General features: G+C 44.8%; 20 protein-coding genes and 1 tRNA gene. 6 read left to right on the top strand and 15 right to left on the bottom strand.

The genetic code is table 11. The features are described from left to right. Positions 1 to 55: 55 nt before the first annotated feature. The 5 genes from hemW to G3570_RS13460 form a co-directional block, all read right to left on the bottom strand. Complete coding sequence (gene hemW, locus G3570_RS13440; RefSeq protein ID WP_165143216.1) at positions 56 to 1,213, bottom strand: radical SAM family heme chaperone HemW; 1,158 nt, start codon at positions 1,211 to 1,213, stop codon at positions 56 to 58. Positions 1,214 to 1,399: 186 nt separating this feature from the next. Continuing rightward, complete coding sequence (locus tag G3570_RS13445) at positions 1,400 to 1,948, bottom strand: gamma carbonic anhydrase family protein (RefSeq protein WP_165143218.1); 549 nt, start codon at positions 1,946 to 1,948, stop codon at positions 1,400 to 1,402. A gap of 1 nt (position 1,949) precedes the next feature. Then, a complete protein-coding gene (locus G3570_RS13450) occupies positions 1,950 to 2,540 on the bottom strand; it encodes a DsbA family protein (protein WP_165143220.1) in 591 nt (196 codons plus the stop codon). Between the two features lie 160 nt (positions 2,541 to 2,700). Further along, entirely contained in the window at positions 2,701 to 4,365 is a 1,665-nt protein-coding gene (locus G3570_RS13455) for a M28 family peptidase (RefSeq protein ID WP_165143222.1), read from the bottom strand. A 164-nt stretch (positions 4,366 to 4,529) separates the two neighbouring features. After that, positions 4,530 to 6,317 carry a DUF2339 domain-containing protein gene (locus tag G3570_RS13460; protein ID WP_165143224.1) on the bottom strand — a complete coding sequence of 596 codons (1,788 nt, stop codon included), beginning with the start codon at positions 6,315 to 6,317 and terminating at the stop codon, positions 4,530 to 4,532. 133 nt (positions 6,318 to 6,450) lie between these two features. On the opposite strand from G3570_RS13460, the gene G3570_RS13465 reads away from it, so the two are divergent. Genes G3570_RS13465 through G3570_RS13475 form a run of 3 tightly spaced genes read left to right on the top strand, consistent with a single transcriptional unit; the run spans position 6,451 to position 9,651 of the window. Then, positions 6,451 to 7,272: an SDR family oxidoreductase gene (locus tag G3570_RS13465; protein WP_165143226.1), complete on the top strand. Its 822-nt coding sequence runs from the start codon at positions 6,451 to 6,453 to the stop codon at positions 7,270 to 7,272. Then, complete coding sequence (locus G3570_RS13470; RefSeq protein WP_165143228.1) at positions 7,265 to 8,635, top strand: aldehyde dehydrogenase; 1,371 nt, start codon at positions 7,265 to 7,267, stop codon at positions 8,633 to 8,635. The genes G3570_RS13465 and G3570_RS13470 overlap by 8 nt, the downstream gene beginning before the upstream one ends. Before the next feature lie 5 nt (positions 8,636 to 8,640). Then, a complete protein-coding gene (locus G3570_RS13475) occupies positions 8,641 to 9,651 on the top strand; it encodes a YhdH/YhfP family quinone oxidoreductase (RefSeq protein WP_165143230.1) in 1,011 nt (336 codons plus the stop codon). A gap of 5 nt (positions 9,652 to 9,656) precedes the next feature. On the opposite strand, the gene G3570_RS13480 is transcribed toward G3570_RS13475, so the two are convergent. The 3 genes from G3570_RS13480 to recJ all read right to left on the bottom strand — a co-directional run bounded on the left by G3570_RS13480 (position 9,657) and on the right by recJ (position 12,269). Then, positions 9,657 to 10,094, bottom strand: a complete 438-nt coding sequence (locus G3570_RS13480; RefSeq protein WP_165143232.1) for a response regulator — start codon at positions 10,092 to 10,094, stop codon at positions 9,657 to 9,659. A gap of 321 nt (positions 10,095 to 10,415) precedes the next feature. After that, positions 10,416 to 10,488, bottom strand: a tRNA-Phe gene (locus G3570_RS13485). A gap of 62 nt (positions 10,489 to 10,550) precedes the next feature. Continuing rightward, the gene (gene recJ, locus G3570_RS13490) at positions 10,551 to 12,269 is read right to left on the bottom strand and encodes a single-stranded-DNA-specific exonuclease RecJ (protein ID WP_165143234.1); all 1,719 of its coding nucleotides are present in this window, start codon (positions 12,267 to 12,269) and stop codon (positions 10,551 to 10,553) included. Between the two features lie 393 nt (positions 12,270 to 12,662). On the opposite strand from recJ, the gene G3570_RS13495 reads away from it, so the two are divergent. The 3 genes from G3570_RS13495 to G3570_RS13505 all read left to right on the top strand — a co-directional run bounded on the left by G3570_RS13495 (position 12,663) and on the right by G3570_RS13505 (position 17,966). Continuing rightward, positions 12,663 to 13,832: a Glu/Leu/Phe/Val dehydrogenase gene (locus G3570_RS13495; protein ID WP_165143236.1), complete on the top strand. Its 1,170-nt coding sequence runs from the start codon at positions 12,663 to 12,665 to the stop codon at positions 13,830 to 13,832. A 97-nt stretch (positions 13,833 to 13,929) separates the two neighbouring features. Next, positions 13,930 to 14,835 carry an Hsp33 family molecular chaperone HslO gene (gene hslO / locus G3570_RS13500; protein WP_249067103.1) on the top strand — a complete coding sequence of 302 codons (906 nt, stop codon included), beginning with the start codon at positions 13,930 to 13,932 and terminating at the stop codon, positions 14,833 to 14,835. A gap of 311 nt (positions 14,836 to 15,146) precedes the next feature. Further along, positions 15,147 to 17,966, top strand: a complete 2,820-nt coding sequence (locus G3570_RS13505) for a M16 family metallopeptidase (RefSeq protein WP_165143238.1) — start codon at positions 15,147 to 15,149, stop codon at positions 17,964 to 17,966. Positions 17,967 to 18,016: 50 nt separating this feature from the next. On the opposite strand, the gene G3570_RS13510 is transcribed toward G3570_RS13505, so the two are convergent. The 7 genes from G3570_RS13510 to lpdA all read right to left on the bottom strand — a co-directional run bounded on the left by G3570_RS13510 (position 18,017) and on the right by lpdA (position 24,264). Then, complete coding sequence (locus tag G3570_RS13510) at positions 18,017 to 18,490, bottom strand: HesB/IscA family protein (protein ID WP_249067105.1); 474 nt, start codon at positions 18,488 to 18,490, stop codon at positions 18,017 to 18,019. A 23-nt stretch (positions 18,491 to 18,513) separates the two neighbouring features. Continuing rightward, positions 18,514 to 19,200 carry an AlbA family DNA-binding domain-containing protein gene (locus tag G3570_RS13515; RefSeq protein WP_165143240.1) on the bottom strand — a complete coding sequence of 229 codons (687 nt, stop codon included), beginning with the start codon at positions 19,198 to 19,200 and terminating at the stop codon, positions 18,514 to 18,516. Positions 19,201 to 19,298: 98 nt separating this feature from the next. Further along, a complete protein-coding gene (locus G3570_RS13520) occupies positions 19,299 to 20,309 on the bottom strand; it encodes an NAD(P)H-dependent glycerol-3-phosphate dehydrogenase (protein ID WP_165143242.1) in 1,011 nt (336 codons plus the stop codon). A gap of 4 nt (positions 20,310 to 20,313) precedes the next feature. Further along, positions 20,314 to 21,015, bottom strand: a complete 702-nt coding sequence (plsY, locus tag G3570_RS13525; protein ID WP_165143244.1) for a glycerol-3-phosphate 1-O-acyltransferase PlsY — start codon at positions 21,013 to 21,015, stop codon at positions 20,314 to 20,316. A gap of 91 nt (positions 21,016 to 21,106) precedes the next feature. After that, positions 21,107 to 21,985 carry a lipoyl synthase gene (gene lipA / locus G3570_RS13530; protein WP_249067106.1) on the bottom strand — a complete coding sequence of 293 codons (879 nt, stop codon included), beginning with the start codon at positions 21,983 to 21,985 and terminating at the stop codon, positions 21,107 to 21,109. 16 nt (positions 21,986 to 22,001) lie between these two features. Then, positions 22,002 to 22,760 carry a lipoyl(octanoyl) transferase LipB gene (gene lipB, locus G3570_RS13535; RefSeq protein WP_165143246.1) on the bottom strand — a complete coding sequence of 253 codons (759 nt, stop codon included), beginning with the start codon at positions 22,758 to 22,760 and terminating at the stop codon, positions 22,002 to 22,004. Between the two features lie 82 nt (positions 22,761 to 22,842). Further along, positions 22,843 to 24,264, bottom strand: coding sequence for a dihydrolipoyl dehydrogenase (gene lpdA, locus G3570_RS13540; protein WP_165143248.1), 1,422 nt, complete (start codon positions 24,262 to 24,264; stop codon positions 22,843 to 22,845). Between the last annotated feature and the right edge of the window lie 236 nt (positions 24,265 to 24,500).

Here is a 24,500-nt window from a genome sequence, read left to right on the forward strand (position 1 = left end):
GGTAATTTTATACCGCTTAAGAAGATTTAAGACAGATTGCCTAGCAAAAATCTTATTAATGCAGGGTTATCAGATCCAGTATGATGGCATCCGCAATCACAATGCCTATATCGGTAAGAACTATTCTGCCATCTTTCGTTAGATTTACTTTACCCTCTGAGGCTCTCTTTCTGAGATATTCTATTTGCCGTTCACCAAAAAGGTATCCATAGCGCTCCTCCATTTCCTTAAGCGTTATACCTTCCCGGGTTCTCAAGCCCATCATGATTCGCTCTTCAGATAATTCTAGCCGGCTTAAGTTATCTTTCTCTTCAGTAATATTATCTCTGTTCGCAGTTTGTTTGAACTTTATATAGTTCCTTAGATCGGCTTTGTTATTCCAGCGTTCTGCTAAGGCATCCTGTTCCCACCAAAAAGAGTGAGCACCCGGACCCATCCCGATATAGTTATGGTGCTTCCAATAGTTGCTGTTATGAATAGCTTCGTGTCCAGGCTTGCTATAGTTACTTACTTCATAGCGGTAAACACCGGCATTCGATAGCAGTTCATTTAGGAGCATAAAATGATCTGAAACCTTATCATCTTCCGGCGGTGTCAGGCGTCCCAGCTCAACCTGTTTGCCCAGCCGGGTTCCGGACTCTATGGTAAGGGAGTACGCCGAAACATGGGGAGGATCGAATTGCAGCAGCTCGCGGACATCATCTTCAAGCTCTTCCAGGCTCTGCCCCGGATTGCCATAAATAAGATCTACAGTAAAAGTCTGAAAACCGGATTTACTCAAGAGCTCCAGGCACTTCAAAGCTTCCTGCCGGTCATGGGCTCGGTTCATGAATTTCAGTAATTCGGGATTGAAACTTTGTACCCCCATGCTTACCCTGTTGATACCCATGTCCCTCAATGCATCAAGATATTCCTTCGTCACATCATCGGGATTCATTTCAATTGTCGTCTCCCGGATATCCGTGTCAAAAGTGTCACGGACAGCCTCCATCAACTGTTCCAACTGTTCGGTTGATAGCAAGGATGGTGTGCCGCCCCCGATATACAGTGTCTCTACTTTTTCGTTGACAAAGTCGGTGTCAGCATAGCTATGAATCTCGCGCACCATGCTTTCCACAAAATCAGGCTGTTCTCCCGTTCGCGTAACGAAATAAAAATCACAGTATGAGCAAGACTGCTTGCAAAACGGTATGTGAAGATAAATACCCGACAAGATGGGTCGATTTTAAATGTTAAATACTGGATGCTGGATGCTGGATGCTGGACACACTAAATTACTTCAATATATCAGTCAAGTTATGATATTAGAATGGGCGTATATAAATTGAACAAATGCATTATGAGTACTATGCAGCTGTTGACTATAATTCTTCTGCTTAATTCAACATTTAGAATTCACCTATGTCTTCGGCTCGTAAAACGGATTCTCTTCGTAGGTATCTTTCTGCTGGTAGGCACGGGCGTATTTTACATAGTTATCCGCATGTCCTTTAATAGACTCTAGCTCTTCTGATTCTAATTTACGGACTTTTTTGACCGGTGAGCCCATGTAGAGGTATCCTGATTCAAGATGTTTTCCCGGTGGAACAAGACTTCCAGCGGCTACAATTACATCCGATTCAATAACCGCCTTATCGAGTATGGTAGCTTGTATGCCAATCAATACCCTGTCGTGAATGGTGCAACCGTGAATCATGGCACTGTGACCCACGGTAACTTCACTTCCTATACTGGTGGGACCCGTCTGGTTCATTACATGGATACAGGTGTTATCCTGAATGTTGGACCGGTCGCCTATTTCAATCCAGTTTACATCGCCCCTGATGGTCACATTAAACCATACACTACTCTCTTTGCCCAAGGTAACATCACCGATGATATCGGCACTCGGGGCTACAAAGACACTTTCATCGAATTGTGGACTCCTGTTCAGAAATTCATAAACCATACTAATTAGTATCCTTCATGTAGACATCAATAAGAGCCTTGAAATCCTGGAAAGAAGGCGGATTTTGCTGCAGTTTTTCTCCGTTGATGAAAAAAGTCGGGGTGGAATCAACGCCCATCTGAACTCCCTCCTGTTTCTCCTCCATAACTGCCTGCTGGGTTTCCGCGGCATTCAGGTCTTGCTCAAACCGGTTCATATCCAAACCGATCTGTTTGGCATAACCGATAATTCGTGACTGGGCGTCACCGGAAGCCCACTGTCGCTGGTTTTCAAAAAGCATGTTGTGCATTTCCAAAAACTTCCCCTGGTTTTTAGCTGCTTCTGCTGCCCGTGCAGCCAGAGCAGCATATTGATGACTGTTCAAAGGGAAATCTTTGTATACCACTTCCAAATCATTTCCATAGGTCTGCTTTAGGCTATCTACGATAGGATAAAAATAGGCACATGCCGGACACTGGTAGTCGCTATACTCTGTGAGTGTCAGCTTTGCGTTGGTATTGCTCTCCTGGGCAGAAGCATCATTCTGATTGCTCCCACAACTTATTACGAAGATGGATAAAAGTGCTAGTTTGAATAGTGAGGTAAGATTCATAACTGTTTTATTGATTCATTTGACGTTTTTCAGTAGAGCACCCAAAGCGGTGGTGCCCTGAACACCGGTTAAAAATAACAATGCATAATATCGTTTACACGATGCTTTATTCCAATGATTAACGAATAAAACATCGCATTCTTTTATTCTAAAAATTGATCTACTCTGGGGCAGCTTCAATCATCTCCATTCGTGCCTGCTGGAACTCATCCCCTTCCTGCCAGCTTTGCATTTCAGTATCATTAATGATTTCATATCCGGCCTCAAAATAGAGACGTACATTCTGCACCATTCCGCTTAGGTCCCAGTACTCGTTGATTTCATCGTTAACAGAGTGGTAGTTTGCGTCAGATAGGCTGTCCACCGTAGCACTGTAGCCCTCCGGTTTGTCTACAAATTCGGTGCCCGGGTTCGGGAAAATGGCCGGTATACCCTTCTTGGCCAGAGGAAAATGGTCTGACCGATAAAAATAGCCACGGTCGGGATGAGGATCCGGTTTTACAACCCTGCCTTCTTCCTCAGCCTCGGCTTCAATCACGTCACTTACCGAATTACGTCCGTATCCGACCAATACAATATCTTTCGTCTTACCGTATACATTCATTCCATCGAGATTGATATTTGCAGTAACATTACCGGGATGAACAGTGGGATGTTCTGCCCAATAGCTCGAGCCTAACAAACCAACTTCTTCCGCTCCTACTACCAGAAATAGTACCGACCTCTTCAAATCACCTTGTATCTGTTTGTAGGCATCTGCCATGTTCAGCAGCGCACTCACGCCTGCTGCATTATCCAGCGCGCCGTTATTTATAGAATCTCCTTCCACAGGCTGGGTTACTCCCAGGTGATCATGATGAGCGGTAAATACCATATACTGCTCTTTAAGATCACTGTCTGAACCCTCAATAGTAGCCAGCACATTCTTTGCGTCCTTATTGCGATAGCTCGCTTCAAGATCCAGGCTCAATCGCAGTCCGTTCATCGCAACCGGCTCAAAGTCCCTGTTCTCGGCAGCCTGAAGCTGTTCTTCCAGATCAAGACCCGCGCTGTTAAATAGCTCTGTACTAGCCTCTTCCGTCAGCCAGCCATTAAACTCGGTTGGGGAATTTTGCATGGCTTCGTTGCCCCTCAGGTAAAATCTTTCCCGGCTCCAGCTGTTGGCCACCACGCTCCAGCCGTACCCTGCAGATGGAGTGGTATGAACAATCAGCACACCGAGTGCCCCCATCTCCCGGGCCTTTTCGTACTTATAATCATAGCGCCCATAATAGAGGCGAGTCTCTCCCTTGAAGAGTCCGGGATCCTCATTGGGGTCGTTATTTTTTACTACCAGGATCTTGCCCTCAACATCAGTGTCTTTAAAGTCGTCCCAGTTTTCTTCAGGTGCCTGAATCCCATACCCTACATATACCAACTCTGCATCCTCAATGCTGACATTCTCTGCCAGGTTACTGGGCCAGGCCATAAAATCTGTGTAATAGTCAAATTCGTGAACGGTACTTCCATTACGAGTAATCCTAACTTGCGCATCCTGTTCGGTCGTTTGTCCGATGAGCGGCACATCCTGGGTATAGCTGCCATCAGGCATTCCTCCTTCAAGCCCCATTTCTTCAAATTTTTCGGTCAGATAATTCACTGTCTTTTCTTCACCAATCGTACCGGTACTTCTTCCCTGAAACTCATCCGAAGAGAGTACTTCAATTGGCTCCATCAGGCTTTGTTCCGTTATGCTTTCCGCAGCTTGCTCAACCGATAATTGCTGCTGACAGGCCATAGTCATTGCCAGTGTGAAAAGAAGTAGTATTGAAGCTTGTCTTATCATAATGCTCTATCCTGGTATTTATCAGACCGCAATTTCTATTTATTGGCGATCTGTTTTTGTTTAATGTTCCGTTTGAAATTAAAAACTTTTCCATTTCCTATCGACTCATAAATCTGTTGCTCACATCCCTGAACCTAATGTTATACATACATTGCAAGTAGTTTTCAAATTTCGATCTCACCGGTTCGGTCAGCGGGGACATCCTCATTTAAAAATTTATTTTGCACATAATAACTGATTAATAAAAACAGGGCTCCAAACCCAATAAAGAGTAAGATTCTCCATATCGCCTGAAGCTGGGATAGATCGATAAGAAATAATTTTCCCACAACTAGGAATATGGTACCCATCGCTGCCATCCTGAGATCATCTTTTTCTTTTGTCAGGCCATATATCAGCAGGGCTATGGCATAGATTCCCCAGCATACTGAAACATAGGCATGCCCATTTTCAAGTAAGGTTAATTCTGAAAGAAACCATCCCAATAGACCAAGGTGCGCCGTCAATCTGTAAATCCTCTTGCTGCTTCGGGTATCCAGCCAAACAGGGACAGCCAGTCCTACTATGCCAATGATAATCAGCTGTGTAAGGGCCGGAAGGTTAAAAACAGCCAGCTCCGGCTGATGATAGCTGGTAAACTCATTCAGCATCCAGACCGTGACGATGCCAAACAGTAGATGAGAGCTCAGTGACAGCTCTTCATCCTTATTTTTGCTGGCTATAAATCTCAAGCCTAAGCCTTCGAGTGCCAGTACGATAAACAAGAGCTCACCCTCCAGCAACAAAAAGAATGATATGGTCAACAGGATCAATGCCGTAAAACCATGAATGGAGGCAAGTTTTATAAGTTCCACATTACGCAGCGGCAGGTACATATAGCCAATTGCCAAAGAGTAGGCCATGGCAATAACGCCCCAAGCTTCTGTTGAGATATTCCATAGTCCCATCGAATAGAGAAAACCGGCAATTGGAACTACCAATGCCAGAAGCTGAACGGATGGGTTGCTTAGATATGCTGCATAATCATCAACCGAACCGTCTTTATTCTGAAACGTCGGATCGGGCCATTTATCCGGGCTCTGCTTTGTTAACACTTCTCTAAACACAGGGACAACCCAAAGTACTGCAAGGCATATCAAGATACCTGCTTGTAATGACAGACGGTCTGAAAAAATTGGTTCTGCCATATCAATAATGTTATTGTAAAAACCTACCAGCATAACTAAAAAGCTGCCCAGGGTCATGGTCCAAATCAATGATCTCCATCCTTTTACCACGTACATCGCCGAAGCACCGCTAAGAATTACAGCTGTATATACAATCAATGCAGACAGACTTCCGCTGCCGGTATAGAGCATAAAAGGTGTGCCCAAACCTCCCAGCGTACCAACAACTGAAAGTATTGGTTCGTTTTGCTGAAGTGAGAGCGATAAGGATAAAAGGGTTACCACAACCATAAAAATCCAGACCACAGTTGCCGGTGCAAAACTGTAGAGCTGAAATGTTGCAAAGCCGGTTATATAAAATGTGGCAATCCCACCTCCCAGGCAGATCTGCTTCAAGGTATTTTTAGCTTCATCCAGCTGTAGCCCGGTAATGAATAATGATAAGCCGATTCCCAAACCGATCAGGCTTCGAATAGGTGGAATAAGCCAACCCTGGTCGATAGAATATTTGAATAGAAAAGCTACACCCAGCAGCAATAGCCCGATACCCAATCGCTGAAGCCAGTTTTCACCCAGCTGAATTTTATCGGTAAAAGAAGTATCCGTAACCTCCTTCTTAGGCGTAGAGGCGGACGGAGATTTCTTAAGAGTAACCTTATCAGTCTTAGAAGAGAGGGTGACAGAATCTGCTGACTCCTGATCCTGTAAAAGACTTTTGAGCGCTTTCACTTCTTTTTCAAGCCGCTGCACACGTCTTTCCAAGTTTTCCCGGCTATCCTTTTCCATTCTTTTAAACTATTTTGAATATCTAGAACATACGTGAAGCAGCGAATAATGACAAAACCTATTAATGAAGAATACGCGTGATTTATATATTATTTTACCTTTTTAAAAACAGTCTTACAGAGAAAGTGTATTTATGAGTTCGTTCAGGAACAAGAATATATTGGTCACCGGTGGAGCTAATGGTATAGGACGGCTTTTGAGCTTAAAAAGTCTTAGGGAAGGAGCCAAAAACCTGGTAGTATGGGATGTTGACGAAGAATCCATGCAGGCTTTGGCTGATGAATGTAAGAAGGAGGGTTGGATCTGTCATACCTACAAAGTGGATCTTTCAGACGCCTCAGAAATAGAGAAAACCGCCACACTGGTTAAGGAAGAGATCGGTGATATTGATATTCTATTCAATAATGCAGGAATAGTGGTTGGAAAAGCATTTCTGAATCAAAGTTCTGAGGATATTCAGAAAACGATATCTGTAAATATTGAAGCAGTGATGTTAACAGCACGAGCTTTTCTGCAGGAAATGGTTGACCGTAGGTCAGGACACATTATTAATATTTCTTCCGCCTCTTCCCTGATGGGTAACCCAAACATGTCGGTGTATGCCGCCAGCAAGTGGGCAGTGACCGGGTGGTCGGAATCCTTGCGGCTGGAAATGGAACAGACAAAGAGCAATGTTAAGATTACCACAGTACAGCCCAGCTATATTGATACAGGAATGTTTGAGGGGGTGAGGGCACCGCTATTCACACCATTTCTTGATCCCGATGAAATCACAGAAAAAATCATAAACGCAGTAAAAAATAATAAAATAATCCTCAGAGAGCCGTTTATGGTGAAACTGACACCTTTCTTAAAAGGAGTGTTACCCACCAGGGTTTTTGATTTGTTGGCAGGTAAATTTTTTAGAGTTTATTCATCTATGGACAGGTTTACAGGGAGGAATAGGAATGAGTAGTATCACAGAGCTTGTTTCGAAGCAGCGCGACTTTTTCAATCAAAACACTACAAGAGATCTCGCTTTTCGCATTGAGCAGTTGAAAAAGCTGAAATCCGTGCTTAAGGATTATGAAGATGACTTACTGGAGGCTCTTAAACAAGATATTCGAAAGCCCTCTTTGGAAGCATATGGAGCCGAGATCGGTATACTCTATTGGGAGATTGACCATATCCTCAAGCACATAAAAAGTTGGGCAGAACCGGAGCGTGTAACGGGATCGCTTATCAACTTTCCATCGAGCAACTACATTTACCCGCAACCTTATGGCGTGGCGCTGGTGATCGGAGCTTGGAATTACCCCTTATTACTGAGCCTTTCCCCTGCCCTGGGTGCCATCGCAGCAGGTAATTGCACTATCGTCAAACCCTCGGAAATATCCGGACATACCTCCACAATTCTCGCGGAGATGATCAATTCCAACTTTGAGGATGGTTACCTGAACGTAGTTGAGGGAGCAGTAGATACAACACAAGGGCTACTCAATGAACCCCTCGACTATATCTTTTTTACCGGCAGTACAAGGGTTGGAAAAATCATTATGAAAAAGGCGGCTGAACAGTTGACACCACTTACGCTGGAGCTGGGAGGCAAGAGCCCCGCCATTGTCCATTCAGACGCCGATGTGGAAATTGCAGCAAAACGGATTGCATGGGGTAAATTCATCAATGCAGGACAGACCTGCGTGGCGCCTGACTACATATATGTCCAAGAAGATATTGAAGAAACTCTGCTAAAACATCTGACTGAGGAAATCAGAAACTTTTATGGATATGAACCTGAAAAAAGTCCTGACTATGCTCGAATTATAAACACAAAACATTTCAACCGGCTGAAAAAATATCTTGAGGACGGCACACTTGTTACCGGAGGTCAAACAAATGAGCAGGATCTCTTTATAGCTCCAACCGTACTAAAAAATATTGATTGGAATGATAACATAATGCAGGAAGAAATATTCGGACCCATACTGCCTGTTATGAGTTATAAAGAACTTTCCGATATCATTGCAACCGTCAGAAGCAAGCCTTCACCTCTATCCCTTTACTTTTTTAGCGAAGATGAAAGCCTACAGGAAAAAATTATAGAAGAACTCCCATTCGGTGGCGGTTGTATCAACGACACTATAGCCCATTTGGGTAATTTGAACTTGCCCTTCGGCGGTTTAGGGCAGAGCGGTTTTGGCAGTTATCATGGAAAGAGAAGTTTTGATCTCTTTTCACATAAGAAGAGTATTGTGAAAAAACCGACCTGGCCGGATAACCCGATGCGATATGCTCCCTATTCCGGTAAATTGAAATGGTTGAAAAAGTTATTTAACTGACCGATATGAGCAGAAAAACTTTCAAAGCACTGGTCGTTGAACAAGATGAAAACGGTGAATTTCTAAGACAGGTCAAGGAGAGACCATTATCTTCTCTTCCCGACAATGAGGTGCTGATCCGGGTCCAATATTCATCACTGAATTATAAAGATGCCCTTTCCGCTTCAGGGAATAGAGGGGTTACGCAACATTATCCTCATACTCCGGGCATTGATGCTGCCGGCGCCGTTGAACAGAGCAGTGACAAACGGTTTAGTAAAGGTGACAAGGTCATTGTGACCAGCTATGACCTAGGACAAAACACGTCGGGTGGATTCGGCGAGTACATCCGGGTACCCGGCGACTGGGTTGTTCCTCTCCCAAATGGATTATCGCTCCGGGAAAGTATGATTTATGGAACGGCCGGGTTTACCGCCGCCTATGGTGTATATAAGCTCAAACATAATGGTACAGAGCCGGATAGTGGAAATGTACTGGTTACCGGGGCTACCGGTGGAGTGGGCAGCCTTGCCGTGGCAATTCTCTCCAAGGAGAAGTACCGGGTCATTGCCGCAACAGGTAAGGTTGAAGAGCAGGAAAATTTTCTGAAAAGTATTGGTGCCCATGAAGTTATTAATCGGGATAAGGTATATCCACAGTCTGATAAAGCACTGTTATCGTCACGATGGATCGGAGCCATTGATACAGTGGGCGGAAAGATGCTCGACGCCGTCATTCGCCAGACCGGGCATAACGGTACGGTAGCCTGCTGTGGCAATGTTTTGGGACATCATTTGAATACCAGTATTTACCCGTTCATCCTAAGAGGAGTCAGCCTTATGGGTATTGATTCAGGAATATGCCTGATGTCCATGCGTAGAAAAATATGGAATCTTCTTGCCGGGGAGTGGAAACTTGATATAATGGAAGAAATCACCAGAGAAGTTACCCTGGAGAATTTAGAACCGGAAATACAGAAAATCCTAGAGGGTAAACAAACCGGGAGAGTGCTTTTAAAGCACCGACATTCCGATTGAATTGATTAACTTACCCCAACTTCTCGATTTCTTGACGGTGTGGCAGAATCTTTGTTGCTTTTTTTACTATTGGCGAACGCTTTTTCAAAAGGCTTGTAAAGATCGTTGCTGGTTATGGGTTTAACCAGATAATCTGTGAAACCGGTCTTTTTAGCTCTTTCAAAATTGAAGCGATCAGAGTTTCCGGAAAGGTAAACAACGGGCACTCGAGAGTGCTTACGTATCTCTTCCATGGCTTCGATGCCATCAATCTCTCCTTTCAAGACAATATCCATCAAAATGATATCGGGCTTAAGCTCTTTAGCCTTGACAATTGCTTCTTTTCCCGAACCCACTTTTGCAACTACTTTATGACCCATTTTCTCTATGAGACGTTCTTCTACCAGGGACAGTAACATATCGTCCTCAACGATGAGGACTTTCTTTAACGTTTTTTCATTCATGGGGAATCCTCTCTTCTCTTAGTACCTATTACCTCAGATTGCAAACTTTTAAGCCAACGATGAGATCTTTTTTTTTAATCTCTTGAGTATATTATTAAAAAATCTTAATGTTTCACAATTTATTTCTATAAATATGCTATTCGACAGTCTCTCTTGTGCTTTTAAATAATGAAAAGAGCTAATTTCTTCAAATAGAATCTTACAGAATAGCCCTTCATTTGGCATTATTGGAAGTCAATTAAACAATTCTAAGATGTTCGGCTTTGTAAAACGGAGGGCATAAAAAAAGCCTTGCGGTTTCGAGAACCGCAAGGCTTCGCGTGGGACCGGGCGGAATCGAACCGCCGACACTACGATTTTCAGTCGTATGCTCTACCAACTGAGCTACAGTCCCTTGCTTTTAGAGTTGCCAAATATAACAGCTTTTAAACTATAACAAAAGTACGCTTCCCGATTTTATTCATCTTTCCTGAGATGGATATCTCGAAGCCTGATTTGTAATGACCTGCGCCCGTTCCAGTAGTTCTCTTCCAAAGAATAAGCGATATCAATGGTCTTGTTTTTTGAGTTTCTGATAATAGGCAGGTACTCGTGCATATTAAATCCGATCACATCGAACACCCCGGATCCATTCTGCGAAACTTTCATCTTCAAATGTCCCGAACCTACGATCGTTGGAACACCAACTACATTGACATCCCGACTTACAAAGTTTGGACGCAGGTTTCTAGGCCCAAAAGGTTCGAACTGGCTCATCAGCTTCCAAAAACGCATGTCAATTTCTTCCAGCTTCAATTCGCAGTCGATGCGTAGCTCCGGTTCAAAATCCTGTTCCGAGAGCATGCCGGAGGCAATTTCATCGATGCGTTTTCTAAACTCAATCAGGTTTTCTTCCTTGATGGTAAGCCCGGCAGCATATTCATGCCCGCCAAACTGCTCCAGTAAATCCTCACACTGTTTCAATGCTTCATAGATATTAAATCCTTTAATACTGCGAGCTGAACCCTTAATCTTTCCATCGACTGTACTGAGCATAATGGCAGGTCGGTAGAAAGTATCCACCAGACGTGATGCTACAATTCCAATGACACCCAGGTGCCAGTCGGGATGGTGCAAAACCATGGAGGAAATTTTCTCCAGGTTGTAGTTCTTGTCGACCATCGACATGGCCTCTTCCATCGTCTTGCTGTCCTTATCCCTCCTTTTGATGTTGATCGACTCCAGCTCATGCGCCCTGGCTTTGGCTTCCTCAGGCGTTTCTGCGATGAGTAGCTTTACTGCCTTGCCGGCATCACCCATCCTTCCGGCAGCATTAATTCGCGGGCCGATAGAAAATACAATACTGGAAGTGCTCACAGAACCGACCTCCATTTGAATCAGATCCAGCAGGGCCTTGACTCCAACACGAGGTTCGGTGTTGATCCGTTTCAAACCCTGACGCATCAACACGCGGTTCTCGTCAACGAGGGGGACGATATCAGATGCGGTGGAAATTGCAACCAGGTCCAGAAACTGAAACGCCAGCTGGTCGCTTAGTCCAAGCTTGCGGATGGTTCCCTGGACCAGCTTAAAACCTACTCCCGCCCCGGACAATCCGTCAAAAGGATAGTTACAATCTTCTCTTTTAGGGTCAAGAACGGCAACAGCATCGGGAATCTCATCTCCAACATTGTGGTGATCACAGATAATCAGGTCAATACCTTTTTGCCGGGCAATTTTGGTTTCCTCAACAGCTGTTATGCCACAGTCAACCGAAACGATGAGTTTGGCCTCTTTTTGGGCAGCATATTCAATACCTTCTATGTTAATTCCATATCCGTCTTTAAACCGATGAGGAATGTAGTAGTCAACATCCACCCCAAAATCCTTAAGAAAAGTATAGAGAATAGAAGTCGCGGTAGTGCCGTCAACGTCATAATCGCCGTAAACTATAATTTTCTCCCTTTCCCGGATGGCCTCAGCAAGACGATCGGTCGCCTTGTCCATATCCTTCATCAAAAAAGGATCGTGTATTAATTCTAAATCCGGCCTGAAAAAAGACTTGGCTTTATCATAAGTATCTATACCCCTCAGGGCTAGCAGATAGGCAATCTTTTGCGGTATGCCCAGCTCCTCCTGAAGTATGGATGCAGCCTCCTCCCTCTCGGGTTCTGAAAAGACCCAGCGAAAAGACATAATGTTCTATTTTTTTTCTTTTTTTCACAAAAAAGCAGAAGGCGATCAAGCCCAAAGCTAAGTATATCCGGCATTTTACATGCCTGTTTTACATTCAACAAAGATACAATTTAGTCAGTAAAATTCATTAAAGCTTTTTCATGGAACCCAAACGGATATAACTCAGTCTGAAAGGATAGAATATCCCTCTTTTTGCTTCTAGATCTGTTTAATTTTTCTTACTTTAATCAAGCTTTGCAGACATTACCTGAATAAAGCAGCATACAAAAAAAGACTATTTACCGGTTGTTACAGTACATCGACGGTTTAAGATCGTAACCATTGATAGGTTTCCGTCCGGATTCTGTTTCAACCCTTCTGAATTAAAGCTATAACAACTTAACCCATATCATAATGCAATCTACTACAGTGGATAAGTCGACGGCTAAAAAGAAGGATTCCGATTTTAAGCTTTTCAGCCAGCTCCAAACCTATGAGCATGAGCAAATTGTTATCTGTTCCGAACCCAGTGTCGGTCTCAAGGCAATCATAGCCATTCACAATACCACACTCGGACCTGCTTTGGGCGGAACGCGAATGTGGCCTTACAACAATGAAGAAGAGGCTATACGAGACGTTCTGCGTTTGTCGCGAGGCATGACCTACAAGGCTGCCATTTCCGGTCTCAACCTGGGCGGGGGTAAAGCCGTGATCATTGGCGACCCGCGTACCGATAAAACCGAGGAGTTGTTCCGTGCTTTCGGGCGTTTTGTAGACAGTCTGGGCGGACGTTACATCACCGCCGAAGATGTCGGTATAGATGTGCAGGATATGGAATGGGTTAATTCAGAAACTAAATACGTTACCGGCATACCCAAGTCACTGGGTGGCAGCGGTGATCCCTCTCCCGTCACGGCCTACGGAGTATACATGGGCATCAAAGCATGCTGCAAAAAAGCCTACGACAACGATTCGGTAAACGGAAGAAAGATTGCTGTTCAAGGCGCGGGACACGTTAGTTCATACCTGTGCAAGCTGCTTGCAGAAGAAGGTGCCGAGCTTTATATCAGCGACATCTACGAAGATAAAGTGGAAGAACTGGCCGATGAAGTTAACGCTACGGTGGTTGATCCCGACAGTATTTATGGCCTGGATGTAGATATTTTCAGCCCCTGCGCACTGGGTGGAATTGTCAATGACGACACTATCGATCACTTCAACTGTGATATCATTGCCGGCGGCGCCAACAACGTGCTGGACCGGGAAGATAAGCACGGACAGGAGCTGATGGACCGAGGCATTATTTATGCGCCTGACTACGTGATCAATGCAGGCGGACTGATTAATGTTGCAAGTGAACTGGAAGGATATAATCCGGAAAGAGCACACCAGAAGGCCTCAAAGATCTACGATACCATCCTGGATATACTGAACTATTCAGAAGAAAACGACACGCCAACTTTTGTTTCTTCAAATATCCTTGCTGAAAAGCGCATTAATAATGTGGGCAGAATTCACCGTATCTACTCTTCCAAAAGCGAATTTTCCGGACACGTAGGGGAAATGTATCGCGGGAAGCAATAGAACATTATGAAACATTAGAATGAATGGCGGCTCAAAATGTTTGGGTCGCCATTTTTGTTAGATGTGCCAATAAGTAAATCAAACTCCATTTTTTACCATGATATCCAAAGAAGATTTTAAAATGAAAGATCGTCTTATTAAGGGCATTACCGAAGACGGTCATTTTAAAATTTCAGTCGTAAAAACAAGCGATGTCGTTAAGACCGCCCAAAAGAAACACCACCTTTCCCTGCTGAATACGGTCTTATTGGGCAGGGCTCTTACCGGAACCATGCTAATGGCCTCCGAGCTAAAGGGAGAAGAACGCGTTCAACTTCGTTTTGAAGGTGATGGTCCGGTTGGATCAGTAGTAGCAGAAGCAAGCCGGGTAGGTGAAATTCGCGGGTATGTTCAGAGGCCCGAAGCAGAGTTGGATTATAGCAAGGAAGATGTGAAAATCGGTGACGGTCTCGGAATCGGACTGCTAACCTTTTCCAAAACCCTGTACAACGAAGCCGAACCGCGCAGAAGTACCATTGAACTGGTAAAAGGCAACATAACCGATGATCTGGCTTACTACATGGTTCAGTCGGAACAGGTGCCTTCGGCCATTTTACTGGATGTAGGAATTGATGATGACGGCGTTGTCACAGAAGCCGGCGGTGTTCTGGTTCAGAGGATGCCGGATGCACCCGAAGGCAAAATTGACAAGCTGCAGCAGAAGATGAAGAACTTTGGATCTATTCATCAAATGTTTGAAGATGGTTTGTACATCGATGACCTGATGGAAAAGGTCATGCACCCAATAAAGGTTAAGGAGCTTGACAGGCAGCCGGTTGACTTCTTCTGCCGCTGTACCCGCAAGCGATTTGTGGATGCTCTCGCCATGTTGAGTTACGACGACCTGAAAGAGATCAGTGATGAGGGACAGGAACTAGTATGCCATTTCTGCAACGAGCACTACTATGTCTCACAGGATGAAATTGAAGATATTCTTCTGCAGGCCAAGGCAAAGATGAACTAGCTACCTTCTACCTTCTACCTTCTACCTTCTAGAGAAAGGTACTTTTCCGCATAGAAGATCCAAATCAAACGTAGAGCCCAGGTAATTATCGCCTTAGCTTGGCGAATGGACGCAGAGCGTCCGGTGCTACGTCAACCACGCAGAGATTGACGAGAAAGAAAAATTAAACTAACTAGCCTGAGCCGTCCGCTCTGCGGTGGCTCCGGTATCATCTGATCCGCGGTGTGACGACCCCAATTATTATTATACTCCTTTCCTTTCTGAGTACTATATTCCCACTTACGTTCGTCACCCTAACCCAATACGCTACCATGAGATCGATTTTTATTCCCAATGCTCCGGCTATCCTACTCCTAATATTCCTATTCATTTCCTGCTCCGGCACCAATGACAAAGAATTTAAGGTAGACTACGAGAAGTTCACTTTGGATAACGGCCTAGAGGTGGTTTTTCATAAAGATACATCTGATCCGGTGACAGCGGTTGCCCTAACCTTCCATGTGGGCTCTGCCAGGGAAAAGGAAGGAAAGACGGGATTTGCTCATCTTTTTGAACACCTTCTCTTCCTGGAATCGGAAAATTTAGGCAAGGGAGGACTTGATAAGATGAGTAGTCGCATAGGCGGCTCGGGTGCCAATGGTTCCACCAGCCGTGACCGTACCAACTATTTCCAAACGGTACCCAATGATGCTCTTGAAAAAATGATCTGGGCAGAAGCCGACAAGGTAGGTTACTTTATCAATACCGTAACAGAGGCAGTTGTTGCCAAAGAGAAACAGGTAGTAAAAAATGAGAAACGCCAGGGTGTTGACAATCGCCCTTATGGTCACACCAACTATGTAATTGATAAAAACCTCTATCCCGAAGGCCACCCCTATAGCTGGCAGGTAATCGGTTCCCTGGAGGACCTGCAAAGCGCCACCCTGGAGGATGTTAAGGAATTTTACAATCGTTGGTATGTGCCAAATAACGCGACGCTGGTCATTGCCGGGGACTTTGATTCAGGGCAGGCACGAGAATGGGTCCACAAGTATTTTGACGACATCCCACGCGGCGAGGAGATTGAACCGCTTGAGGTACAATATGCTCAGCTTGAAGAAACCAAAAAACTGTACTACGAGGATAACTTTGCACGCCTTCCCGAACTGCGCATGACCTGGAGCGGTGTTGAAAATTTCCACGACGATTCCTATGCCCTTCAGATACTTACACAATTACTTAGTGACGGCAAGAAAGCTCCTTTGAACCAGGTTCTTATTGATGAAAAGCAACTAACTTCCAATGTCAGCATGTACAGCCGAAACTCGGAGCTGGCCGGGGAAATATCCATTCGTGTCAGGGCGAATCCGGATGTTGACCTGGATGAAGTTTCAGCTGCCATTGATGAAGCATTTGCCAGGTTTGAGGAAGAAGGCTTCAATGACAGTGACCTGAAGCGTATCAAGGCAGGTATTGAAACCAATTTTTATAACGGACTCTCAAGCGTTCTGGGCAAAGCTTTCCAGCTGGCTCAGTATAATATATTTGCAGGCGATCCCGGGTTTATCAATGAAGATATTGAAAACACGCTAGCTGTTACCCGCAGTGATATCATGAGGGTTTACGATGAATACATCAAGGGTAAAAACTTCGTGGCAACCAGTTTTGTGCCTCTGGATAGCGGTGAACTCACCCTGGAAAACTCTGTGGCTGCAGAGGTCACCGAGGAAGAGATTGTTATGGGCCGTGAAGATGAAGAGTTTAACCTGCCGGATAGTAGCAGCTATGAGAAAACTCCTTCATCTTTTGACCGTTCAAAAGAACCGCCATACGGCGACAGTCCGGAACTGAATATCCCTGAAGTGTGGTCGACAGACCTGGAAAATGAGATGGCTATCTTCGGCATTGAGAATAATGAACTCCCGCTGGTTCAATTTAACCTTAGAATAAAAGGTGGACTACTGGCAGAAAATCCCGAAAAAATTGGCGTTGCTAACCTGGTAGCCGAACTGATGCCCAAGGGCACCGCAGACAAGACTCCACAGGAACTGGAAGAAGCTATTGACGAATTGGGAGCAAATATCAACGTATATGCCGGCAGTCAGGATATAACCATAACCGGCAATACGCTCTCCAGAAATTACGAAGCCACCATAGACTTGCTTGAAGAGATTATACTAGAGCCGCGATGGGACGAAAAGGAATTTGATCTCGCCAAACAGCGTGTTCTCAGCCAGATCGCCCAGCAAAAAGGCGATCCAAACAGCATTGCATCCAACGAATTTGACAAACTGATCTACGGAGAGGATCACATCCTTTCAAATAATCCTCTTGGAACTACTGAAAGTGTGGAGACCATAACCATCGAAGATCTAAAGGCGTTTTACGAGGATTATATAACACCTTCCCTGGCCGATTTTCATATTGTCGGTGCCGTCACGCAACAAGAAGTGGTGGCCTCTCTGGAGGAGCTGAATACCAATTGGGAGAGCAGTGGGGCAGAAATACCTGAATATGAAACTCCGGAGCCTGTAGCAGAATCAAAAGTTTATTTCTATGACGTACCTGATGCCAAGCAGTCGGTGCTGAATTTCGGATATCTTGCCATGCCGGAAACCGATCCTGATTATTATCCGGCGACGGTTATGAATTATATTCTTGGCGGAGGCGGATTTGCCTCACGGCTTACCCAGGAACTGCGGGAAGGAAAAGGGTATACTTACGGCATCGGCTCAGGTTTCACCGGCACAACCATTGCAGGAGCCTTCAGAATACGAAGCGGAGTTCGTACCAATGTGACCTATGAATCGACGCAGCTCGTTAAAGATATCCTTGAGGAGTACCCGAGTACCTTTACAGACAAGGATCTCGAAACCACCAAGAGCTTTCTTTTGAAAAGCAATGCCAGGGCATTTGAAACCTATGGTGCAAAGCTGAATTTGCTCCAAAATATGAGTGCCTATGGGTGGTCGGCCGATTATATAAAGGAGAGAGAACAGCTCGTCAAAGAGATGACAAAAGAACAAATCAGTGAACTGGCTAATAAGTATGCTGATCCCGACAAGATGATTTACCTGGTTGTGGGAGATGCTGACACCCAACTCGATCGACTGAAGGATCTGGGATACGGCGATCCCGTATTATTGAACTGAGAATAAGGAGAAAAGCATCAGTATCACTTATAAGACGAGCACCAATTGCCTCAGATAGCGAATGAGGATCCGCAACCGCAGGATTCTGAGGCATTGGGATTATCGAAGGTAAAACCGCGTGCATCAAGTCCGTCAGGGTAGTCAATGGAAATACCTTCCAGGTACATCATATGGCGGGGGTCGATCAATATCTCAAGCCCCTGGCTCTCAATAATTTCATCTTCGTCCGTCCTGTGATCAAGACCGAGCTTATAACTCAGACCGGAACATCCGCCACCTTCAACAGCCACACGCAGATAGAGATTGTTGTCCGGGTCTTCCTCAGCCATAATTTTACGAACCTGTTTGGCTGCTCTCTCGGTAAGGCTTACGGTGTTATCTCCAGAAAAGTTCTCTGCCGAGGCATCAATACCATCGAATGGAGAAGAGGGAGTCTTGGCAGCTGCCTGATCTGCAGACTGCTCCTTATCATCGCTGTCAATCAGATCAGCAATCACATCGTCTAAGTTCTCTTCTTTTGCCATCAGTTTCTATCTTTTCCTAAGCGTTAAAACGATTCACAATTCCGTGAAAAGGTAAAATAATCAATATTATCCTTAGTAAATAAATTCAATATTCCGGCGCTCACCAGATTTACCAGTATGCCGGAAGCCTTGGATTGATCGCTGTCAATCAGGTGTGAAAACTTGATAACAGTTATTTCGCCGTATTCATTTAAATAGCGAAATAATTTTTGTTCCTCCGGTCCGTATTGAAAAGTGACCCCCTTCGGTGAATGCTTTTTCTTTAGCACTTCAATTCGTTCGCGGCTGGCCACCTTATTTTGATCTTTATTTCTTACATACACTTTTGACTTCTCATCATCGCGTACAAAAATAGGTTTATTTTCCGCTTCGGGTACTTTAATAACCAAAATATCCCGTTCACCGAAATGCACAATTTCAATGGTGATAGATACTTTTGGATCACATAACTCATTGGCAGCCTGGTTGAGCAGAAATTCCTCTTCCTGGTAGCCTTCCACTCCGATAAGGGATTTATCATCGTCGACCCCTATCAAGAGGGTGCCACCGCTGGTATTAGCAAAAGCTGCTATTTCACGGGCAATTTTCTCTGCTGATGGAATGGTTCTCTTAAATTCGAGAAAGGTTCCTTCACCTGTCTGTGCCAAATTTTTCACATCCAGGTAATCCATCTTTGAAATGGTAGCCGTGCCGGAGTCTTTGAAATACATAGCCGCTTTGTTTTTTAGTTACAACGAAACTAAAATTCTTTTATTAAGATGAGATGAAAGACTTTAGCTCTCATCTTCTCTTAATTCTGCAACCTACCTTAAATCATAATTTCTTCCTTGGGATTCCTCGTCATAAGATCATAAAGCATATCTTTAGGATCTTTCTCTTCAAAAAGAACCTTATAAACCGCTTCTGTGATGGGCATTTCTACATTCAGTTTGTTGCTCCAATCATAAACGGATCTGGTTGTTCTGATCCCTTCGGCAACCATATTCATTTTAGAAACAATATCATCGAGCTTCAGTCCCTGGCCTATATGATAGCCGACATACCGGTTCCGGCTGTGCTCACTGGTACAGGTAACTATGAGATCTCCCACGCCTGCAAGTCCAGAGAACGTATCCTGCGAAGCTCCCAATCTCATGCCCAAACGTTTTATTTCATGAAGTCCACGAGTGATTAGAGCCGCCTTGGCATTATCCCCGAGGCTTGCTCCATCCACAATACCTGCAGCTATCGCCATGATATTCTTTACCGCCCCTCCTATCTCCACGCCAATAATGTCGTAGTTCAGGTATATTCGAAACATTGGGGTCATGAACGTTTCCTGGATGATACCGGCCGTTCTCTTAGAAAAGGAAGTTGCCACAACGGTAGTCGGCCTGAATTTGCTGACCTCCTCCGCATGACTGGGTCCCGACAATACACCAATCTTGTCATCAATAATAACCCCTTCAAGTACTTCGCTGAGTACTTGCGACATTGTCATAAAGGTATCGTTTTCAATCCCCTTCGCAACACTCACAACAATTTCTTCACCTGTGAGATGGGGTTTAACCGTGTTGGCAACTTCGCGCATGGCATGCGAGGGTGTAGCAAAAACGATCATATCCCTTCCCGGCACGCATTTTTCCAGATCGTTGAAACAGACAACAGCATCAGGCAGGGTTACATCACTTATATAAGATGGGTTACGATGCTGATTATTGATACCATAAGCGATTTCTGACTCCCTTGCCCACAAATTGACCTTGTTGCCGGCTCTGGCCAACACTATAGACAGGGCCGTTCCGAAACTACCGGCTCCTATAACGGTTACTTTTTTCACGCTGTTAATTCTGTTCTTGTTGCTTCTCCTTGTTAAGCCAACCGGTGGCGGGTTTGAAAGATCCCACCCGGTTTTCAGTGCCCTCTATCAGACGTTTAATATTGCCTTTATGTTTTACGATGATCCCCAAGCCGACCAATGCTCCAAATATCAATACACTTCCTGCAATAGGCCAGTCGTACCCGTACCTAAGAACCAGTAATACAATCGGATAAATAAATGCCGCAATTAAGGAAGCCAGAGAAACATATCGGCTGGCAAACATGACGATAGCAAATACAATCGCGGTGATGCCCACCGAAACTGGTTCGATACCGCAAAGCATACCTGCAGCAGTGGCCATCCCCTTGCCACCGTCAAAATTCGCATAAATAGGAAACATATGACCGATTACCGCTACCACCCCGCACACAATGCGCAGGAAAGGGTCTACATCCCAAAAAGAGAAGAGCGCTACCGGACCTGATCCGATAAAATAAGCTAGCTGGCTGACCCAGAAAGAACTGGAGTATCCTTTAAAAAAATCTATAGCCAGAACAACCACTCCGGGTTTCCAGCCCAGTAAACGAAAGGTGTTGGTGGCCCCGGCATTGCCGCTGCCGTGATCTCTTATATCTACACCTTTTACCACTTTTCCTACCCATATGGACGAAGGAATGGACCCAATCAGATAACTCAGTACAATTACAACCGCTAGTGCAAGCATAATCAGTTAGTTTTTGATGTGCTGAACTATTCCAATATAAGAGATCAAGGGGAATAGTCGAGTATTCTTCTAAAATTGTGAGGAAAAGAAGCTATACGTGACGCTCAGCATGATAGGAAGAACGCACAAGAGGTCCGCTTTCAACGTGCTCGAGTCCCAGTTCCTCACCGATTTTTTTATACTCTGCAAATTGGTCGGGATGTACCCACTCCTCTACCGGATGGTGCATCTTAGTCGGTTGCATATATTGTCCGATAGTCAGCACATCAACATCGTGATCAACGCAGTCCTGCATGAGTTTGGCAACCTCATCAGGCTTTTCTCCGAGACCTACCATAATTCCGGTTTTGGTTCGCAGACCCTGATCCTTACAGCGCTGCAATAACTCTAGAGACCGTTCATATTTGGCCTGTGGACGTACTTCCCTATAGAGACGGGGAACCGTTTCCAGATTATGACTTAACACATCGGGGGGAGTATCAATAACAATCTGAAGGGCTTCCCAAACACCGCGAAAGTCCGGGATAAGTGACTCAATAGTTACCCCTTCAATCTCTTCGCGCAGCATTCGGTGGCATTCTGCAAAAATGGGTGCGCCACCGTCTTTTCGCTCATCACGATTGACAGAGGTAAGTACCACATGTTTTAGATTCATTTTACTGGCCGCATCGGTGACTCGACGCGGTTCATCCCAATCCAAACCCTGTATGGGGCGACCTGTTTTTACAGCGCAAAACGAGCAGGAGCGCGTGCAGACATCACCCAAAATCATGAACGTAGCTGTTCCGTTACCCCAGCATTCACCCATGTTTGGGCAACGTGCTTCTGAGCAGACAGTGTTCAGGGAGTGTTTTTGAATGGTATCGGAAACTTCTTTGAATTTTTCTCCGGAAGGCAGCTTTACACGAAGCCAATCCGGGCGCCTCTGCGTGGTTTCTTTTCTGTCTACTACATTCAGTTCTTTAATCATGTTTCGTCACTAACTGTTATTGGGCTGCTGCTGTTGATGATCTTTTAAGATACGAAAATTCATTGTCCAGTTCAGGCAGCGATTCTATCTTGATGATATCCACTTCAAAGACCTCTGCAAAGTGCTTCAGCAACCGTTCTTTTACTTCAGCAGGATCAATTTCTCGTCCCAGTATCTTCTGCAGGCTGGTTACCTCTTTGTCATTGATTCCACAGGGAACAATATGATTGAAATAACTTAAATCGGTATTCACGTTAAGCGCAAATCCATGCATGGTAACCCAGCGGGAACAGCGAATGCCCATGGCACATATCTTTTCGTCTCCGACCCAGACACCGGTTAATCCGTCAATGCGTCCCGCTTCGATTCCGTAATCGGCGCAGGTAAGAATCATCACTTCCTCCAGGTAGCGCAGGTATTTATGAATATCTGTAAAATGACGATCCAGATCCATTATGGGATAGCCTACAATCTGCCCCGGACCGTGATAGGTAATGTCTCCTCCGCGGTCAATTTCAATATATTCCGCATCAATATCCGAAAGCTCCTTCAAGCCTTTTAAAAGGTGGTTTGAATCACCACTTTTACCCAGCGTGTAGACGTGCGGATGCTCAACAAAAAGCAGTACATCGTTGCTCTCTTCCCCCGGCTTGTAGAGCTTCTGCTTGCGACGCGCCTGCTTCTCATCAATAAGACGCTGCTGAACAGCTGCCTGCAGATCCCACACCGGCGGGTAGGGTGCACGGTCTAAATCATATATTTCAACAGAATTCATTGGTTAGCATTAGAAATTAAAAATTAAGAATTAGGAATGTCCTTGCTGACAATTCCTAATTCGTCATTCCTAATTTTTAATTTTACTTTTTCTTAGGCTTGGAGCCCAAGTGCACGCCTTCGCCGTAGGCTTCTGCTACCGCTTCCATTACGGCTTCTGACATAGTCGGGTGCGGATGAACGGCGCTGATAATTTCATGTCCGGTAGTTTCCAGGTCACGGGCAACCACCGCTTCAGCTATCAATTCGGTTACATGAGACCCTATCATATGGCATCCTAACCATTCGCCGTATTTCTCATCAAAAATTACCTTTACGAAGCCCTCTTCATGTCCAAGTCCGGAAGCCTTACCGCTGGCTGAGAATGGGAATTTGCCAACCTTAATATCATAGCCTTCCTCCTTCGCCTGCTCTTCGGTATATCCAACAGAGGCAATCTGAGGCTCACAGTAGGTACATCCGGGAATGTTGTTGTAATTCATGGGCAGCGGGTCTTCACCGGCCAGTTTCTCAACACAGATAATACCTTCGTGTGATGCTTTGTGTGCCAGCCAGGGTCCGCCCGCTACATCACCGATGGCGTAAATATTGTCGACGCTGGTCTGCATGGTCTCTTTATCGATCTTGATAGCGCCTTTTTCATACTCCACCCCAATCTCATCCAGTCCGATTCCTTCCACATTACCCGTCACACCGACTGCCGATAGAACAACGTCCGCTTCAACGGTCTCTTCCTTGTCACCGGACTTAATAGTAACCTTCACACCTTTTCCTTTCTTCTCAACCTTCTCAACGGTGCTTCCGGTTCGTACATCCAGACCCTTTTTCTTGTAGATTTTACCCAGCTCTTTGCCTACATCCTTGTCTTCAACCGGAACGAGTGTGTCTTGTAACTCGACGATAGTGACTTCGGTACCGATGGTATGATAGAAGTAGGCAAACTCAACGCCGATGGCACCTGCGCCTATGATGACCATTTTCTTAGGCTGTTTTTCAAGCTGCATGGCCTTTTCGGAATCGATAACCATCTCTCCGTCGATCTTGATATTTGGCAATTCGCGGGGACGGGCACCGGTAGCGATTATGAAATTCTTGGCTTTAATCTGCTCTTTGGTCTTGTCTTTATCATCCACGACTTTGATCTGTTTTTTTGACTCAAAGACCCCTTTACCTTCAAAGACTTCAATCTTATTGGCCTTCATCAGGAACTGAACGCCCTTACTCATTTTATTGGCAACATTCCTGCTACGCTTTACCATGCCTCCAAAATCGGCAGAATAATCCTTCACATTAATTCCATAGTCTCCGGCATGTTCGATATTTTCAAATACTTCAGCAGATCTCAGCAGCGCCTTGGTTGGAATACAACCTATATTCAGGCAAACACCACCGAGGTGTCGTTTTTCCACAATTGCCGTATTGAAACCAAGTTGAGATGCACGGATAGCCGCTACATATCCACCCGGGCCCGATCCGATTACGCAAACATCAAATTCTTTAGCCATGATAAAATTAATTATTGATTTGTTGAATGGTTGAATAATTGAGTTGGTCAGTTGCCTGCAAGTCTAAACAATCCAAAATAATAGTCCGGATAGAAAACTAATTCAGCAACTCAACAATTCAATTATACAGAAATTTCAAAAGGGCTCTAATTTAAGGATAATAGCGGCAAGGTGAAACGGCTGAAATCATCTGAAAAGTGGTCAAATTCTTTACATCATATGTTTTGCAACTTTCA

The sequence above is a fragment of the Halalkalibaculum roseum genome, from assembly GCF_011059145.1.
Lineage (GTDB): Bacteria > Bacteroidota > Rhodothermia > Balneolales > Balneolaceae > Halalkalibaculum > Halalkalibaculum roseum.

Excerpts from the sequence above, each read along its gene's own strand:
- G3570_RS13505 (WP_165143238.1), top strand. The coding sequence starts at position 15,147 with ATGAGATCGATTTTTATTCCCAATGCTCCGGCTATCCTACTCCTAATA.
- G3570_RS13515 (WP_165143240.1), bottom strand. The coding sequence starts at position 19,200 with ATGTATTTCAAAGACTCCGGCACGGCTACCATTTCAAAGATGGATTAC.
- plsY (WP_165143244.1), bottom strand. The coding sequence starts at position 21,015 with ATGCTTGCACTAGCGGTTGTAATTGTACTGAGTTATCTGATTGGGTCC.
- G3570_RS13455 (WP_165143222.1), bottom strand. The coding sequence starts at position 4,365 with ATGATAAGACAAGCTTCAATACTACTTCTTTTCACACTGGCAATGACT.
- recJ (WP_165143234.1), bottom strand. The coding sequence starts at position 12,269 with ATGTCTTTTCGCTGGGTCTTTTCAGAACCCGAGAGGGAGGAGGCTGCA.
- G3570_RS13445 (WP_165143218.1), bottom strand. The coding sequence starts at position 1,948 with ATGGTTTATGAATTTCTGAACAGGAGTCCACAATTCGATGAAAGTGTC.
- hslO (WP_249067103.1), top strand. The coding sequence starts at position 13,930 with ATGATATCCAAAGAAGATTTTAAAATGAAAGATCGTCTTATTAAGGGC.
- lipA (WP_249067106.1), bottom strand. The coding sequence starts at position 21,985 with ATGATTAAAGAACTGAATGTAGTAGACAGAAAAGAAACCACGCAGAGG.
- G3570_RS13450 (WP_165143220.1), bottom strand. The coding sequence starts at position 2,540 with ATGAATCTTACCTCACTATTCAAACTAGCACTTTTATCCATCTTCGTA.
- lpdA (WP_165143248.1), bottom strand. The coding sequence starts at position 24,264 with ATGGCTAAAGAATTTGATGTTTGCGTAATCGGATCGGGCCCGGGTGGA.
- lipB (WP_165143246.1), bottom strand. The coding sequence starts at position 22,760 with ATGAATTCTGTTGAAATATATGATTTAGACCGTGCACCCTACCCGCCG.
- G3570_RS13460 (WP_165143224.1), bottom strand. The coding sequence starts at position 6,317 with ATGGAAAAGGATAGCCGGGAAAACTTGGAAAGACGTGTGCAGCGGCTT.
- G3570_RS13475 (WP_165143230.1), top strand. The coding sequence starts at position 8,641 with ATGAGCAGAAAAACTTTCAAAGCACTGGTCGTTGAACAAGATGAAAAC.
- G3570_RS13495 (WP_165143236.1), top strand. The coding sequence starts at position 12,663 with ATGCAATCTACTACAGTGGATAAGTCGACGGCTAAAAAGAAGGATTCC.
- G3570_RS13470 (WP_165143228.1), top strand. The coding sequence starts at position 7,265 with ATGAGTAGTATCACAGAGCTTGTTTCGAAGCAGCGCGACTTTTTCAAT.
- G3570_RS13510 (WP_249067105.1), bottom strand. The coding sequence starts at position 18,490 with ATGGCAAAAGAAGAGAACTTAGACGATGTGATTGCTGATCTGATTGAC.
- G3570_RS13465 (WP_165143226.1), top strand. The coding sequence starts at position 6,451 with ATGAGTTCGTTCAGGAACAAGAATATATTGGTCACCGGTGGAGCTAAT.
- G3570_RS13480 (WP_165143232.1), bottom strand. The coding sequence starts at position 10,094 with ATGAATGAAAAAACGTTAAAGAAAGTCCTCATCGTTGAGGACGATATG.